At 36.0% G+C, this 17,096-nt stretch carries 15 protein-coding genes and 1 other RNA gene; 15 read left to right on the forward strand and 1 reads right to left on the reverse strand.

Annotated elements, in window-relative coordinates:
• Position 1 precedes the first annotated feature (1 nt).
• From rnr to argF, 11 genes are all read left to right on the forward strand, one after another.
• On the forward strand, positions 2–2,365 hold the full coding sequence (rnr, locus tag ABS916_RS06720; protein WP_350451152.1) for a ribonuclease R: 2,364 nt from the start codon (positions 2–4) through the stop codon (positions 2,363–2,365).
• A 32-nt stretch (positions 2,366–2,397) separates the two neighbouring features.
• On the forward strand, positions 2,398–2,856 hold the full coding sequence (smpB, locus tag ABS916_RS06725) for an SsrA-binding protein SmpB (protein WP_013710076.1): 459 nt from the start codon (positions 2,398–2,400) through the stop codon (positions 2,854–2,856).
• 110 nt (positions 2,857–2,966) lie between these two features.
• A complete protein-coding gene (locus ABS916_RS06730) occupies positions 2,967–3,440 on the forward strand; it encodes a glutathione peroxidase (RefSeq protein WP_350451153.1) in 474 nt (157 codons plus the stop codon).
• Between the two features lie 176 nt (positions 3,441–3,616).
• Positions 3,617–5,611 (forward strand): fructose-1,6-bisphosphatase, encoded by a 1,995-nt coding sequence (locus tag ABS916_RS06735; protein ID WP_350451154.1) that lies wholly within the window; start codon positions 3,617–3,619, stop codon positions 5,609–5,611.
• 125 nt (positions 5,612–5,736) lie between these two features.
• Positions 5,737–6,411 (forward strand): histidine phosphatase family protein, encoded by a 675-nt coding sequence (locus tag ABS916_RS06740; RefSeq protein ID WP_350451155.1) that lies wholly within the window; start codon positions 5,737–5,739, stop codon positions 6,409–6,411.
• Positions 6,412–6,448: 37 nt separating this feature from the next.
• Positions 6,449–7,231 carry a Cof-type HAD-IIB family hydrolase gene (locus ABS916_RS06745; protein ID WP_350451156.1) on the forward strand — a complete coding sequence of 261 codons (783 nt, stop codon included), beginning with the start codon at positions 6,449–6,451 and terminating at the stop codon, positions 7,229–7,231.
• Between the two features lie 200 nt (positions 7,232–7,431).
• Positions 7,432–8,466 (forward strand): N-acetyl-gamma-glutamyl-phosphate reductase, encoded by a 1,035-nt coding sequence (gene argC, locus ABS916_RS06750; RefSeq protein ID WP_350451157.1) that lies wholly within the window; start codon positions 7,432–7,434, stop codon positions 8,464–8,466.
• A 22-nt stretch (positions 8,467–8,488) separates the two neighbouring features.
• On the forward strand, positions 8,489–9,724 hold the full coding sequence (gene argJ / locus ABS916_RS06755; protein WP_502880588.1) for a bifunctional ornithine acetyltransferase/N-acetylglutamate synthase: 1,236 nt from the start codon (positions 8,489–8,491) through the stop codon (positions 9,722–9,724).
• Between the two features lie 9 nt (positions 9,725–9,733).
• Positions 9,734–10,537: an acetylglutamate kinase gene (gene argB, locus ABS916_RS06760; RefSeq protein ID WP_350451159.1), complete on the forward strand. Its 804-nt coding sequence runs from the start codon at positions 9,734–9,736 to the stop codon at positions 10,535–10,537.
• Positions 10,530–11,720, forward strand: coding sequence for an acetylornithine transaminase (gene argD, locus ABS916_RS06765; protein ID WP_350451160.1), 1,191 nt, complete (start codon positions 10,530–10,532; stop codon positions 11,718–11,720). The genes argB and argD overlap by 8 nt, the downstream gene beginning before the upstream one ends.
• A gap of 25 nt (positions 11,721–11,745) precedes the next feature.
• Positions 11,746–12,699: an ornithine carbamoyltransferase gene (gene argF, locus ABS916_RS06770; RefSeq protein ID WP_350451161.1), complete on the forward strand. Its 954-nt coding sequence runs from the start codon at positions 11,746–11,748 to the stop codon at positions 12,697–12,699.
• Positions 12,700–12,898: 199 nt separating this feature from the next.
• Here argF and ssrA read toward each other — a convergent pair.
• Positions 12,899–13,265, reverse strand: a transfer-messenger RNA (tmRNA) gene (gene ssrA, locus ABS916_RS06775).
• A 264-nt stretch (positions 13,266–13,529) separates the two neighbouring features.
• On the opposite strand from ssrA, the gene ABS916_RS06780 reads away from it, so the two are divergent.
• The 4 genes from ABS916_RS06780 to ABS916_RS06795 all read left to right on the forward strand — a co-directional run bounded on the left by ABS916_RS06780 (position 13,530) and on the right by ABS916_RS06795 (position 17,088).
• Complete coding sequence (locus tag ABS916_RS06780; RefSeq protein ID WP_350451162.1) at positions 13,530–14,234, forward strand: GntR family transcriptional regulator; 705 nt, start codon at positions 13,530–13,532, stop codon at positions 14,232–14,234.
• 104 nt (positions 14,235–14,338) lie between these two features.
• Entirely contained in the window at positions 14,339–15,673 is a 1,335-nt protein-coding gene (locus ABS916_RS06785) for a PTS sugar transporter subunit IIC (RefSeq protein WP_350451163.1), read from the forward strand.
• 57 nt (positions 15,674–15,730) lie between these two features.
• A complete protein-coding gene (locus tag ABS916_RS06790) occupies positions 15,731–15,979 on the forward strand; it encodes a hypothetical protein (protein ID WP_350451164.1) in 249 nt (82 codons plus the stop codon).
• Positions 15,980–15,999: 20 nt separating this feature from the next.
• Positions 16,000–17,088, forward strand: coding sequence for a DUF871 domain-containing protein (locus tag ABS916_RS06795; protein WP_350451165.1), 1,089 nt, complete (start codon positions 16,000–16,002; stop codon positions 17,086–17,088).
• Positions 17,089–17,096: the final 8 nt, after the last annotated feature.

A 17,096-nucleotide genomic window follows, 5' to 3' on the forward strand; every position in this document is an offset into this window, starting at 1 on the left:
AATGAACGACAAAAAAGCATTACAAGAAGCGATTTTAGTTTTTATGAAAGAACATAAGAAAGTTTCGTTTCAAGTTAGTGATATCAGTGAGGGAATGGGTTTGACTAGTGCAGCCGATTTTAAAGTCCTTGTCAGTTCATTGGCTGAAATGGAACGAGAAGGTAAACTCTTTTTAAATAAAAAAGGGCATTTTAAATTGCCAAGTAATGATCCTGTTTTAACTGGTACTTTCAGAGCAAGCGATCGAGGTTTTGGCTTTGTTTCAATCGAAGATGAAGAAAAAGATATTTATATCCCACCTAATATGACAAATTATGCATTAGATGGAGATAAAGTAACAGTAGACATTATTAAACCTGCGGAACCTTGGTCAGATAAAGGTGCTGAAGGAAAGATAAATGCTATTATTGAACGTAAATTTACTCAATTAGTTGGGGAATTTTATGCGTACAGTGAAGAAGGAATCGAAGAAACGGGTCTATATGGCTACCTTGATCCTCAAGATAAAAAAATTACAGACATTCGTGTCTTTATTGAATCTGAAGGAATCAAACCGGTTGACGGCTCTATTGTTGTCGTAGAAATAACCTTGTATCCAGATGATGAATTTCCAAGAAGTATGCAGGGAATCGTTAAAAAAGTTGTAGGACATATAAATGATCCAGGGATCGACATTTTAACCATCGTTTACAAACACGGCATTCCAACTGAATTTTCGCCAGAGGCTATACAACAAGCAGACGAAGTACCGGATAGTATTAAAGAATCTGATCTTGAAGGACGTCGTGACTTAAGAGATGAAGTTCTTGTGACGATCGATGGAGAAGACGCAAAAGACTTAGATGATGCTGTAGGCTTGAAATTATTAGATAACGGGAATTATCAACTTGGTGTTCATATAGCAGATGTTTCCTATTATGTAACAGAAGACAGTCCTTTAGACAAAGATGCATTTGAAAGAGGAACAAGCGTATACTTAACCGATCGAGTTATTCCAATGATTCCTCAACGTTTATCTAATGGAATCTGTTCGTTAAACCCTCATGTAGACCGTCTAACGATGAGCTGTGTGATGGAAATGACACCAGATGGAGAAATTGTCGGACAAGATATTTTCCAAAGTGTGATACGAACAACTGAACGGATGACTTATACTGAAGTAAACGAAATAGTAACGGATAAAAATCCAGAAACACGTGAAAAATATAGTGATTTAGTGGATATGTTTGAATTAATGGAAAATCTGCATCATACACTTGAGAAAAAACGTAAATCTCGTGGAGCGATTGACTTTGATACAAAAGAAGCCAAAATTATCGTTGATCCTGAAGGCAAGCCATTAGATATTGTATTAAGAGAACGTGGTGTTGGTGAACGTTTGATTGAATCCTTTATGTTGGCAGCGAATGAAACGGTATCTGAACATTTCTCTAAAATGGAAGTTCCGTTAATTTACCGTATTCATGAACAACCGGATAGTGACCGTATGCAAAAATTCATGGAATTTGTTACAGCATTTGGCATTACTGTTAAAGGTACCAGCCAAGATGTTTCTCCTAAGACATTACAAACAGTTGTTAATAGTGTTAAAGGTAAGCCTGAAGAACAAGTTGTTTCAACAATGATGTTACGAAGCATGAAACAAGCTAAATATGATGTGGAACCATTAGGTCACTTTGGACTTGGAGCAGAATATTATTCGCACTTTACGTCTCCAATTCGTCGTTATCCAGACTTAATTCTACACCGTTTGATTCGTTCGTATGGTGAAAAAGGAACAGGTTCTGCTCAAAAAGCGAAATGGGAAAATCGTTTACCAGATATTGCTGAGCAAACATCAAAAGCGGAACGTCGTGCAGTTGATGCTGAAAGAGAAACGGATGCATTAAAGAAAACTGAATTTATGGCTGATAAAGTTGGCGAAATCTATGAAGGAATCATTGGTTCGGTGTTGAAATTTGGTTTGTTCGTTGAATTGCCGAATACAGTTGAAGGTCTGGTCCATATTTCAAATATGAAAGACGACTACTTTAATTATATCGAAGAACAAATGATGCTCGTTGGAGAACGTACTGGGGTCGTTTACCGTATTGGACAAAAAGTAAAAGTGAAAATAACAAAAGCAGATCCTGAAACACGTGAAATCGATTTTGAACTGGTTCCAGATCCGGATGCACCTAAATATGATGGGCCGAAACGTTCAACAAAAGGCAGAGGTAGAGGGAATAGTCAAACTCGTGGAAAAGATAGTGGTTCAAAAGAGAAATTTTCATCTTATAAACCTAAAGAAAAAGAAACAAGCAAAAAGAAAGGCAAACCTTTTTATAAAGAGGTAGCTAAAAAGAAAAAACCTAAGAAAAAATAAAAGGTTTTTAATGAGTTAGGAGGCAATCATAGATGCCAAAAGGTTCAGGTAAAGTACTTGCACAAAATAGAAAAGCGAGCTATGATTTTTCAATATTAGATACAGTAGAAGCTGGAATAGTATTGCAAGGAACAGAAATCAAATCTATTAGAGCAGGTCGAATCAATCTAAAAGACGGATACGCTAAAATACAAAATGGTGAAATTTATTTACACAATGTTCATATCAGTCCTTATGAACAAGGAAATCAATTTAATCATGATCCGTTAAGAACAAGAAAATTGTTGATGCACAAAAAACAAATCACGAATTTATTGGGGGAAACAAAATCCAGCGGAAATACGTTGATTCCTTTAAAGGTCTACTTAAAAGACGGCTACGCAAAAGTATTGATCGGCTTAGCAAAAGGGAAGAAAAAATACGATAAACGTGAAGATTTGAAACGAAAAGACCAAAAACGTGAACTGGATCGTGCATTAAGATCAAGATAAGCATGGTCAAAGTTGCCAAATCGTTACTGTTGACTTTGATAAAGTAAGTGATGTAAAGTAAGCATAATAAATGTAAGCTTTAAAAATTGGATGTGAAAGAAGGACTAACAATGTCTGTTTACGATTATACGGTTACTGAAGTTGGTGGAGAAGAAGTTTCGCTATCAAAATACAAAGGAAAAGTTTTACTAATTGTGAACACAGCTACAGAATGTGGTTTGGCTCCTCAATTAGAAGGTTTAGAAAAATTGTATCAAACGTATAAAGAGCAAGGCCTAGTTGTACTAGGTTTCCCTTCTAATCAATTTATGAATCAAGAACCTCGTGAAGGTGAAGAAATCGCAAGTTTTTGTCAAAAAAATTATGGTGTTTCTTTTCAGTTTCATGAAAAAATTCTGGTGAATGGGAAAAATGCCGATCCACTTTACCACTACCTTACATCAGAGACAGGAAACAAAAAAATTAAATGGAATTTCACAAAATTTTTAATTGGTCGAGATGGTGAAATCATTGAACGATTTGGTTCAACAAAGGTACCTGAAAAAATGGAAACGACTGTAGCAAAAGTAGTAACGAACAGTTAATGGTGTTGAAAAGGTTCTTAGACAAGCTGTCTTGGGACCTTTTTTTTATTATAGAAGTTTTGAAGACTAAATACCCTCTTGTAAGACGGAGGGGTTTTTTAGTACATTAAGAAGGAAAGAATAAATCAGAAACATGGTATACTGATTTGGTATAGATTATAAAGGGGTGAGAAAACATGGACTCAACTAAAAAGTATTTGAATTTATTAGCTAAAGAATACCCAACCATTGGGGATACGACAACTGAAATTATTAACTTGGAAGCTATTATGAATTTACCTAAAGGTACGGAACATTTTGTTAGTGATGTTCATGGAGAATACGAGTCTTTTCAACATGTTCTTAGAAATGGATCAGGCAATGTAAAAGAGAAGATAAAAGAAATTTTTCATAATCGTTTAAGTCAAAGAGAAATGAACAGCTTAGCAACATTAATTTATTATCCTGAAAATAAAATTCAATTGGTCTGTAATGAATTTGAGGATCAAGAAGAAATAAATGAATGGTATAGCATTACACTGTCTAGATTAATAGAATTGTGTGTATTTGTAGCTTCAAAGTACACCCGGTCAAAAGTCCGGAAGGCTTTGCCAAATGAATTTGCCTATATTATTGAAGAGCTGTTATCAAAAGATGGAGATGGCTATACAAATAAAGAAGATTATTATAGTGAGATTATTGGCAGCATTATTTCATTGGATAGAGGAACTGAATTTATTACGGCTATATCCTATCTGATCCAACGGCTTGTAGTAGATCAATTGCATGTTGTAGGGGATATTTATGATAGGGGTCCTTATCCTGATAAAATTATTGATACGTTAATGGAACATCATTCAGTTGATGTACAATGGGGAAACCACGATATCTTGTGGATGGGAGCGGCAAGTGGTTCAGCGGTTTGTATTGCAAATGTTTTACGTATTAGTGCTCGCTATGATAATTTAGAAATTATTGAAGATGCTTATGGTATCTCGTTACGTCAGTTGCTTACATTTGCGGAAATGACATATCCAGAAGATTTGAAAAGTTGTTTTTATCCTAAAGTAGATCCAAATAAAGAAGATTATTTTGAAGATGAAATCCGCCAAATCACCAAAATGCATCAAGCTATTTCAGTGATTCAGTTCAAACTTGAGGGTGAAATCATTAACAGACATCCCGAATTTCAATTAGACCACCGATTAGTGTTAAATGGAATTGATTACGAAAATGGGACAATTATAATCAAAGGAAAAGAGTATCCGTTACTAAATACTAATTTTCCGACGATTGATCCAGCTGATCCTTATAAATTAACTCCAGAAGAAGAGTTTGTTGTCGAAAAATTGATCACAGCGTTTAAAAATTGTGGACGTCTGCAACACCATATTTCTTATTTGTACAGCAAAGGCAATATGTACCTTAAGTATAACGATAATTTATTGTTCCATGGTTGTATGCCTTTAACGGAAACTGGTGAGTTTATGGGAATGGAGATTCAAGGAGAACAATACGCTGGCAAAAAATTATTGGACAAGTTTGAGGAAGTACTACGAAAAGGGTATTTAAATAAAGGCCATAAAGACAATGACAAGTATTTAGATTATGTATGGTATTTATGGACAGGTCCAGTATCTTCGCTTTTTGGAAAAGATCAAATGACGACTTTCGAACGGTATTACGTTGCAGATAAAGCTACACATGAAGAAAAGAAAAATGCTTATTACGCTATGCGCAATGATGAAAAAACATGTGAAAAGATTTTGAGTGAGTTTGGATTAGATCCTCTTAAAGGGCATATCATTAACGGACACACACCTGTGAAAGAAAAGCGCGGAGAAGATCCTATAAAAGCGAATGGACGGATCATTGTCATCGATGGCGGATTTTCTAAAGCGTATCAAGGAACAACTGGGTTAGCGGGGTATACGTTGTTGTACAACTCTTATGGAATGGTTTTAGTTTCTCATCAACCGTTCACTTCTGTAAATGACGCGATTGAAAATGAAATAGACATCATGTCTACCAGAAGAGTTATTGACCGAGAATTAGACCGCAAAAAAGTTCGAGAAACCGATGTGGGTAAAGGACTAACTAAGCAAGTCAGTGATTTGAAAGAATTGTTAGAAGCTTATCGTAATGGAGATATTATTGAAAAGCAAAAACAAAATTACTTCATTCTTAAGTAATAAGCCTTTTTAACACAATGTTTACTTAAAACTAAACGGATATTTATATTATGGCTCGTTTTTTTGGTACAATAAGGTAGACACTAAAAGAATAAACACAACTACTGTACTGGAGGAGATTTTTTATGGAAGAAGGCTGCACTTTTTATTTTGTACGTCATGGCCAAACTTACTTTAATCATTACAAAAAAATGCAAGGGTGGTCTAACACTCCGTTAACGCCAAATGGACGCGAAGATGTTCGCAGCAGTGGAAGAGGTTTAGCGGATGTTGAGTTTGATGCCGCTTATACAAGTGACTTAAGTCGTACGATTGAAACAGCGACGATCATATTAGAAGAAAATAAAAAAGGCAAAGAGATGACACTGAAATCAATGCCAGAATTTCGTGAAGTTTTCTTCGGATCATTTGAAGGTAGTGATGTAGAGGAAACTTGGGGAAAAGTGAATGAAGAAATGGGTTATTCAAGTGTTGCAGAGATGTGGGCTGAAACGTCTATTCCTGAACAAATGAATGCCTTTAAAAAAGCAGATCCTTACCACGATGCTGAAGACTTTTTAACATTTTGGCTTAGAGTAGAACAAGGACTGATCAAACTAGTGGATAAACATCGTGACACCGGAGATAAAGTCATGATTGTTGCTCACGGAAATACCATTCGGTACTTGCTGAATAATTTGGTTCCAGAACTTGAAAATCCACAACCGTTATTGAATGCAAGTGTCTCAGTTGTAAAATATTACAATGGGAGATACCACTTGGAAGCCTACAATGAAGTTGGGCATTTTATAGAGTTGTAACATAGGCTAAAAAGTTTTTTACAAAAAGGAGATTAATATGGTACTGCCAAAAGCATTAGTTTTTTTCGATTTAGATGGAACACTTTTAAATAATAAATCTGAAATAGACCAAGAAGTCACTCTTGCTCTAGAAAAACTGAAAGAAAATGGAGGAGTTCCATTTATCGCCACTGGAAGAAGTCCTCTTGAAATTCAACATGTACTAGACACGACGCCTATAGAATCGTTTATCACGCTAAACGGTCAATACATTATGTATGAAGGCAAAGAAATTTATCGCAGTCAAATGCCAAAAGAGTTATTGATTCGTTTAAAAGAAGCGGCTGACGACCTAGATCTAGCCGTTTCTTTCTATACAAGTGATAAAATTCGGGTTACGTATACTTCCCAAGAAGTAGAGCGTGCCTATAACTTTCTTCATGCAAAAGCACCAGCTGTTGATGCTGCTATTCATTTAAATGAAGAAGTCTTGATGGCCTTGATTCTAACGACTGATACGTCTATTGATGATCAATTTAGGGAAAAATTTCCTGAGCTGTCTTTCTACAGAAATACACCATTCAGTATCGATGTGATCACAAAAGGCAATTCAAAAGCTACTGGTATTCAAGAATTGGTCAAATTAATGCAATTTGATAACATTCCGACTTATGCATTTGGAGACGGTCCAAATGATCTAGAGATGGTGAGTCATGCTGATTACGGTGTAGCGATGGCAAATGGCATTGATGTGTTAAAAAATACTGCGGATTATATAACGTCTAGTCATGTTGAAGGCGGAATTATTGAAGGATTAGAGTTTTACGACTTAATTAAATAAGCGGATAAAGCTAAAAAGAGACATTAGGATTTTTCCTAATGTCTCTTTTTTTTGTATGGAAAAACTAAAATATACATTTTGTATACATAAAAAGATTAATAATTGTATAAAATAATTAATTTACTCTTTTTAGTTGCATAAATAGTTCGTTTTGTTATAATAAGAATAATTAAAATTACATGAAAGAAGGTTAAGAATTGATGAAAGCAGCTATTGTTGGTGCAACGGGATATAGCGCATTAGAACTTATCCGTTTATTAAACCGACACCCACATGTAACCGTTACGGAGATGATTTCTCATTCTCATGATGAAGAATTGCTAAGTGATATATACCCTCATATGAAAGCCATTATTGAAAAACCTATGATTGAATATGATCTTTCTTATCTTGAAAAAGAAGTAGATGTAGTGTTTTTTGCAACGCCAGCTGGTATCAGTAAGTCGTTGGTTCCAGAAGTTTTAAAAACGTCTCTGCAATGCATTGATTTAAGTGGAGATTTTAGGTTACTAAAGAAGGATTATGAAGAATGGTATGGAGGAGAGGCTGCAGCAAGTGAAGTGCAAAAAAAAGCTAAATTTGGATTAGCTGAAATTTACAAAGAAGAAATAAAAAATGCTGCTTTCATTTCTAATCCGGGATGTTACTCAACCGCTGCTCTATTAGGATTGATTCCTATTGTCCAAACGGAATGGATTACCAAAAAGGGTATCGTTATTGATGCCAAAAGTGGTACTTCAGGCGCAGGACGTAAACTTTCAAGAATGACTCATTTTTCAGAAATGAATGAAGCGCTCATTCCTTATAAGTTTGGAAAGCATCAGCATACACCTGAGATTGAGCATTACTTATCTAAAGAAGCAGGTGAAGAAATAAAAGTGACTTTAGCGACCCACTTAGTACCTATGACCAGAGGGCTCTTGTGTACTATGTATCTTCCATTGAACCAATCCGTAACATCAAAAGACATTTGGGAATTATACCAATCCTTTTATGAACATGATCCTTTTATTCGCCTTCAACCACTTGGAACATTGCCTCAAACCAAACAAGTTACTGGGAGCAATTACGTTGATATAGGCATTCATGTCGATGAACGAACAGAACAATTGATCATTGTTGTAGCGATAGATAATTTAGTCAAAGGAGCAGCAGGTCAAGCAATTCAAAATTTGAACTTGATGAACGACTGGCCGATTGACGAAGGGTTAGAATATAGCCCCATATACCCTTGAAAAAGTGAGGAGAAAAATGATGATGGCAATAGATATTACGCAGCCTACACAAAAAATCCATATAGTAGAGGACGGACATGTTACATCTCCAAAAGGTTTTACAGCTGGAGGTGTACATACTGGTTTACGAAAAGCAGCTCTTGATTTTGGGTGGATCCATTCAGAAATACCTGCTACTACGGCAGGAGTTTACACATTAAATAGTTTTCAAGCAGCTCCACTGAAACTGACCAAAAAGCATGTAGATACAGCAAAAAAAATCCAGACAATCGTAGTGAATTCTGGAAATGCTAATTCTTGTACGGGTGAAGACGGTATGAAAAAAGCTCAAGCAACAGCGGAATTGGTTGCAAAAGAAAAAGGTATTGAAGAGCATCTAGTAGCCATTGCTTCTACTGGAATCATCGGCGTTCCTCTACCATTTGAACCGATAAAAAGAGGTGTTCAGTACCTAAACGATCCGCTTTGTCAAAATGTATCCGATTTTGAACGGGCTATTTTAACAACGGATATTGAAACGAAACATATTGCTGTGGAATTTGAGATTGATGGAAAACACATTACTGTTGGGGGAGCTGCAAAAGGCTCGGGTATGATCCACCCTAATATGGCAACGATGCTTGGTTTTATTACCACAGATGCTGTTGTAGATAGCAAAAGCTTAGAAGAAGCATTGAAAGCAACGACGGATAAGACTTTTAACATGATTACAGTTGATGGAGACTCGAGTACAAATGATATGGTACTTGCGTTAGCCAATGGAACACAAGGCAATACTCTTTTAAATCAAGATCACCCACAATGGACAGTGTTTTTGGAAGGCTTTCAATATGTTTGCAAAACGCTTGCTAAGTCGATTGCACGTGATGGAGAGGGTGCTACCAAATTAATCGAAGTAGAAGTAATCGGAGCAAAAACAGCTGAAGTGGCTCAAGCTGTGGCCAAATCAGTTATTTCATCGAATTTAGTAAAAACAGCCATGTACGGTTCAGATGCCAATTGGGGAAGAATTATCACAGCAATAGGATACAGCAATCAAAAAATTGAACCAGAACTGGTAAAAATTTTAATTGGCGATACAGTAGTGGTTGAAAAAGGGATTGGTGTTCCTTTCGATGAAGAAGCCGTTATGCTTACGCTAGTGAAGGATGATGTCAAGCTGATCATTGTTTTACAACAAGGTCAACATTCAGCAACAGCATGGGGCTGTGATCTAACCTATGATTACATTCGAATCAATTCATCCTATCGGACATGAGGTGAGAAAATGGATATACTGATTATGAAAATCGGCGGAAGCATACAAAATAAATTACCAGAGTCATTCTATCAAATGATCGCCCAACTGCAACAAACAAAAAAATGTTATCCGGTGATTGTTCATGGCGGAGGTCCAATGATCAATGAGTTATTGGAAAAATTAGCGATTCCTACAAAGTTTGTCAATGGATTGCGTGTGACCACAAAAGAAGTTTTAACAGTAGTAGAAATGGTTTTAAGCGGATCCATCAACAATGAAATCGTGACTCACTGTCAAATTCAACAACTGCAAGCTATTGGGATGAGTGGCATTGATCATGGCTTGCTAAAGGTCAAACCTATCAAAACTATTAAAGAAATTGGTTTTGTTGGAGAAGTGACTGAGGTCAATACAGCTTTTCTAATGAACTTACTGGAAAATAATATCATTCCAGTGATTTCACCTATTGGAATGGATGAGACAGGGCAACACTATAATATCAATGGAGATATGGCAGCAGCAGCTATCGCAAAAGCGTTAGGTGGAAAGCTAGCGTTTATCAGCAATGTTCCTGGAGTCATGGAACAAAAAAAAGATTATTTGAAAATTCACTCTTCACTAACAAAAGGAGAAGCAGAACAACTAATTAAAGAGGAAATCATTACTGATGGAATGATTCCTAAAGTGCGTTCGGCTATTGGAAGTCTTTCTATTCATATGAAACAAGCTGTTATTTTGAATGGACTGAAACCAGAAGATATTGCAAGTTATCTAAAGGGAAATGAAGTGGGTACACGATTTGTCTATAAGGAGGAAGTAATCTATGGCTAAAATAGAAAACCAAGCAGCTCTTATGTCAACTTATGCGCGTTTTCCAATCACCATTACTAAAGGAAAAGGAACGTATGTATGGGATGACAAAAATGAGATGTACTTAGACTTTACATCGGGTATTGCGACATGCAACTTAGGGCATGTTCCTGATCCAGTAGCACAAAAGTTGCACAAACAATTAGATACGTTATGGCACTGTTCCAATTTATATGAAATTCCATTACAAACCAAATTAGCAGAAGAGCTTGTCCTTTATTCGCAATTTGATCAAGTCTTTTTTTGCAATAGCGGAGCAGAAGCTAATGAAGCAGCGTTAAAAATTGCGCGTAAATACGCAAAAGATCATGGTCATTCAGAGCGCACATCGGTAGTTTCCTTTAAAGATTCCTTTCATGGAAGAACCTTTGCTACATTGTCTGTAACCGGACAAGAAAAAGTTCAAAAGGGGTATGAACCTTTAATGCCAGGTGTACGTTCTTTAAATTTTAACGAAGAATCTGATCTTGGGAAAATTCATAACGGAAAAACAACTGCAGTCTTGTTGGAACTTGTCCAAGGAGAGGGTGGAGTCAATCCGGCACATAAGGAGTGGCTTCATTCCTTGCAGGATATCTGTCAAGCGTACGATATTCTTTTAATGGTAGATGAAGTTCAAACGGGTATGGGAAGAACAGGAACGTTGTTTGCTTATGAACAATACGGTATTGAGCCGGATGTTCTGACCCTAGCAAAAGGTTTAGGATCAGGCTTTCCAATCGGAGCAATGCTAGCTAAAACACATGTTGCAAAATCCTTTACTCCAGGAACCCACGGCACAACTTTTGGAGGGAATCCATTAGCAGCAGCAGCCGGAGTAGCTACCTTAAGCGAAATGACCAAACCAGGATTTATGAAAGACGTACAGAAAAAAGCAACTTCTTTTAAAGAACAATTGGAACACTTAGCCAATCGGTTTAATGTGATAAAAAATGTAAAAGGAATGGGTTTTCTAATCGGAATTGAAGTAAATATGGAAGCCAAAGAACTCGTGACTTTATTGCAAGAAAAGCATGTTTTGACGTTAACAGCAGGTCCAAAAGTCTTGCGTGTTTTGCCACCTTTGACCGTTACAACTGAAGAAATAAATGAGTTTCTTCAAAAATTTGAAGAAGTGCTCATTTCAATACAAAAGAGTAAGTGAAGAGAAAGTGAGTGAGAGATTGAGAATGGCAGAACAAAATTGGGAACTAAGCAAAAAGGATATTTTACAAGTAGCGGATTTAACAAGAAAAGAGTTAACTGCACTTATTCAAGACGCGATCATCATGAAACAACAAACCAAATCAGGGATTCCACATCCACACTTGCAAGGAAAAACATTGGGTATGATTTTTGAAAAATCGTCTACACGAACGCGGGTGTCTTTTGAAGTGGGGATGACACAATTAGGTGGCCACGCCTTATTTTTAAGTTCGAAGGATATTCAGTTAGGTAGAGGTGAGAGTATCGCGGATACTGCAAAAGTGCTTTCTCGTTATGTGGATGGACTGATGATTCGTACGTTTGGACACGAAATGATTGAGGAATTCGCAGAAAATGCGTCGGTACCTATTATAAATGGGTTAACCAATGAACACCATCCGATGCAGGTTCTAGCAGACTTAATGACGATTTATGAAAAAAAAGGAAAATTACAAGGTTTAACAGTGGCTTATGTAGGAGATGGGAACAATAATATGCCTCACTCATTAATGGAGGGAGCTGCCATCATGGGGATGAATATGCGTATAGCTAGTCCCAAAGGGTATGAACCTCTAGAAGCTGTTTTTCAAGATGCAAAAAGTAAAGCTGAAAAGCTAGGAGCCACTGTCCACTTTACATATGATCCAATAGAAGCAGTAAAAGAAGCTGATATTGTTGTAACGGATGTATGGACAAGTATGGGAATGGAAGCTGAAGAAGCAGAACGCTTAACGGCATTTTTACCTTATCAAGTGAATACAGCACTGACTCATTGTGCAAAGGAAGATTTTATATTCCTACATTGCCTTCCTGCACACCGTGGTGAAGAAGTAACCGCTGAAATTATTGATGGCAACCACTCTGTTGTATTTGATGAAGCAGAGAATCGCTTGCATGCTCAAAAAGCTGTATTGAAAAAATTAATGGGAAATCATTAAATCTAAAAAAGCCATCAGGAATCAATCCTGATGGCTTTTTTTAGATTTTAAGATGAAATGAAATCCTACATTAGATACTGAGTTGGATAAATGTTGTTCCAACGACGCTTTAATGAAAAACTACAAAAAAAGAGCTTATAAATGTTATTGAAACAACATTTACAAGCCCTTTTATAAATCATGTAAGTCACGATTTTTCCTATGGAAGCGAGGGGAGTCGAACCCCTGTCCAAATATATCGGCACCTAGACGTCTACGTTCATAGTTGTACTATTAAGGTTTCGCTCAGTATTAGCCGCACAACAGGCATCATACGTCGCTAGTCTGATGATCTCTTCTAAAACTTGCAGACGGAAAGTTTTAGCGTATCCCACTAATTATAGGACCCTTGCTCGAGCACATGGGCGATGCCGAGAGGATCTACACTAAGCTGTTATTACGCAGCTAAAGCGTAAGAGTTATTATTGTTTTTATCAGTTATATTTAACTGTAACGTTTTAGCGTAGCCGTAACCTACGAAACGCGATCCAAGCTCGACCTATACCTGTCGATTCCGTAACGCTCCCTAAATGGGATGTATACAGAGAATGTTCTGTTTTGAATCATCACTAATCTGTTTAACTCTCTCCAAATAGTATAACATATTTTAGAAAAAAAGAAAATATGTTCGTTTCATAAGTCTTTATTCCATTTTTTCAAAAGAATGAATTAAGAGCAACAAGCTATTCTTTATTGAATCTAGCGTGTAATATTGGTATATTTAACAAGAAACATTATAATGTTTTGAAATACACTAATGGAATGATTAGATTTTGGAAAAGAGGAAGGTTATGAAGAGGAAAAAACTTCTTTATGCAGATATTGCTGATGATATCCGAAAGAATATTTTAAACGGTATATATGCAGTAGGAGAACAAATACCTACTGAAAATGAACTTGAAGAAAAATACAATGTTAGCAAAATAACGATTCGTAAGGCGATTGAAATATTAGCTGTTGATGGATATGTTGAGAAAAAAAGCGGTAAAGGTACAACAGTAATCAGTGATCGTTTATTTAATAAGCTTTCTAAAGCAGCTTCTTTTTCAAGTATTATTGAAATGAATGGCCATAAATTAAGAAAAGAAATAATAGCAATAGAAGAGGTACAAACAATAAATGAGGATGACGATATTCAAAAGACATTTAAAGATAAAGCCTATAAATTAACTCGAATTTATTATTTAGATGAAGAACCGTATATTTATTTTGAGCATTTCCTTCCAGTTCTTGGAACTATTGAAACATTGAAGCAAATAGAAAGCGTCTCTCTCTATAAATGGTTAGCGGAATTCGATAAAAATGTTGGCAGGTTCCAAGATAGCTTTGAAGTGGTAAGAATCGAAGAGTCTGTAAAAGAGAAACTGAATATAACACACACACATCTTTTAAAAAGAGTAAGAAAAACATTTAGTACAACAAATGAGATTATTGAAATTTCTCACGCAATATATGATACAAGCAAGTATCCCTACATTATTGATTATGAAGTTTAAGTTTGAAAGGTAGGAAAAACGATTTTTTTAAGGAAATCGTTTACAACTAAACATTATAATGTTATATTCTTTTTGTAAGAAATAAAAGCAATTAGGAGGCTATTATGAATAATTTTGTTGATTTTTTAGATTCAAAAGTTTTACCTGTAGCTACAAAGATCAGTTCACAGCGGCATATGGCAGCTATTCGTAAAGGAATCATTGCAACTTTGCCCTTAACCATTATCGGATCCTTTTTTACTATTCTTTTGAATATCCCTATCGAATCAATTGCTGCAATTATAGAACCGTATAAAGCTATACTTGATATTCCGTTTCGTTTTACTGTAGGGATATTATCATTGTATGCTACTTTTGGTATCGCTTCGTCACTCGCTGATAGTTATGATTTAGATGGTATGACATCTGGAATGCTTGCAATACTAGGGTTCTTGATTTCTACAATTGTACCGACACAAGTTATTGAGCCCGTCGAAGGAGTTATTGAATCAGGCAGATACATCAATATTGCAGCACTTAGTTCCTCTTCTCTTTTTGGAGCTATCATCGCAGCTATTTTATCTGTTGAGATCTACCGCTTTATGAAAGAGAAAAACTTTACGATTAAAATGCCCGAGGGTGTTCCTCCTGAAGTGGCTAATTCTTTTATTGCGTTGATACCAACAGCCGTTATTATTTTATTTTTTTGGATTACTAGACACGTGTTGGGTTTTGATATCAACAGTGTATTGAGTTCGTTGTTATTGCCGTTTAAAGATATCTTAGCAGGAAATAGTTTATTTGGAGGACTCCTTACAGTGTTCTTGATTACATTCTTCTGGGTTTTAGGAGTACATGGTCCAGCTATTATGGGTCCTGTCATTCGTCCTTTTTGGGATATTTCAATTGCTGAAAACATGACTGCTTTTCAAGAAGGTACAGCTGCTACGGACCTACCAAATATTTTCACAGAACAATTTTTACAATGGTTCGTTTGGATCGGTGGAGCCGGTGGAACCTTGACATTAGTTGTATTGTTCCTTTTTTCAAAATCTAAATACCTTAAAAGTTTAGGAAAATTATCTATTTTACCAGGGCTGTTTAACATCAATGAACCGATGATTTTTGGAGCTCCAATAGTAATGAATCCTATTCTAGGCATACCGTTTATTGTAGCACCACTTGTTACGACAACCTTATCTTATTTCTTGACCATAACAGATGTCGTACCAATGATGATGGCCCGTTTACCATTCACCGTCATTTCACCAATTGCAGCGTGGATCAGTACGGACTGGAGTATCATGGCAGGGTTATTGGTGGTTATCAACTTTTGTATCACTATAGCAATCTACTACCCGTTCTTTAAAGTGTTTGAAAGACAACAAATTGAAAAAGAATTGGAAGCAGAACAAGAGAGTGTAGCACAAGCAGCAACAATGACTGAAGAGTCTGTTTAAATAATATATATAAAAATTAAGAGATAAGTCCGATGAATTATCTCTTTGGAGGTCTATATGACAATACTAGTATTTTTGGTCTTTACCGTTTATTTTATACTTTGTCAGTACGTAATAGAAAAAAAGGTGCTTCCAGAAAAAATCATTGCAATGAATATGTTCTATTTGATTGTATTGGCAATTTTAATGATTGCTTTAAGTATAGTGATAGGACTGATTTTCCATATTGAATGGTTCCTAGTACCCGCAGTCACACTATTTTGTGCGAGTGTCCTTGGAGCAAAATTTCGCAAATCTTTTATCTAAACAGAAAAGAGGAATAAATGATGAAACGCAGATTAGGTATCTCAGTTTATCCGGATCATAGTGATTCAGAACAAGATCAAGCATATATTACTTTGGCATCACATTATAAATTTTCGAGGATCTTCATGAGCATGTTGGAAGTGACTGAAGGCAAAGAAAAAATTAGTGAAAAATACAGCAGCATCATAACCTTTGCTAAAAAATTAGGTTTTGAAGTCATATTGGATATTGCACCAAATATATTTGAAGAGTTGGAAATTTCGTATGATGACCTTTCTTTTTTTCATGCTTTAGGAGCAGATGGCATTCGTTTAGATGTAGGTTTCGATGGCAACAAAGAAGCTATGATCTCTTTTAATCCTTACCATCTAATTGTTGAATTGAATATGAGCAATGACGTAGCGTATTTAGATAATATCTTATCCTACCAAGCTAATCGACCTTATTTATATGGTTGCCATAATTTTTACCCACAAAAAGGGACTGCCTTGCCATTTGATTTTTTTGTGAAATGTAGCGAGCGTTTTAAAAAGCAAGGTTTAAGAACAGCGGCATTTGTCAGTTCTCAAAGTGGAACAATTGGACCGTGGGATGTCAATGACGGATTGCCTACGTTGGAAATGCATAGGGATCTTCCAATTGAGATACAAGCAAAACATCTTTTTAGTACCAATCTAATTGATGACGTCATCATCGGTAATGCTTATGCATCAGAACAAGAATTGAAGGCTTTATCTCTGATAGATCCTTATCAAGTCATGTTTTCGATTGATTATGTATCTAATGCAAATGAAGTAGAAAAAGAAATCGTTACTCGGCCTCAACATTTTAGACGGGGAGATATAACCAGTCAAGTGATTCGGTCAACAGAAGTTCGCAAAAAATATTCGAAAGAAACAAATGTCCCACATGATAATCAATTAATTTTTGAACGTGGCGATATAGTCATTGGGAATAATGAATTTGGCAAATACAAAAATGAGCTTCAAGTCGTTTTGGAGCCCCACACGGATGAGCGAAAAAATTTGGTAGGGAAAATAAAAAAAGAAGAACATGTCTTGTTAGATTTCATCTACCCATGGAGCAAATTCAGATTTGAAGATAAGTAAGGGTGGGA

This window comes from Carnobacterium sp. (genome assembly GCF_040274945.1).
Lineage (GTDB): Bacteria > Bacillota > Bacilli > Lactobacillales > Carnobacteriaceae > Carnobacterium_B.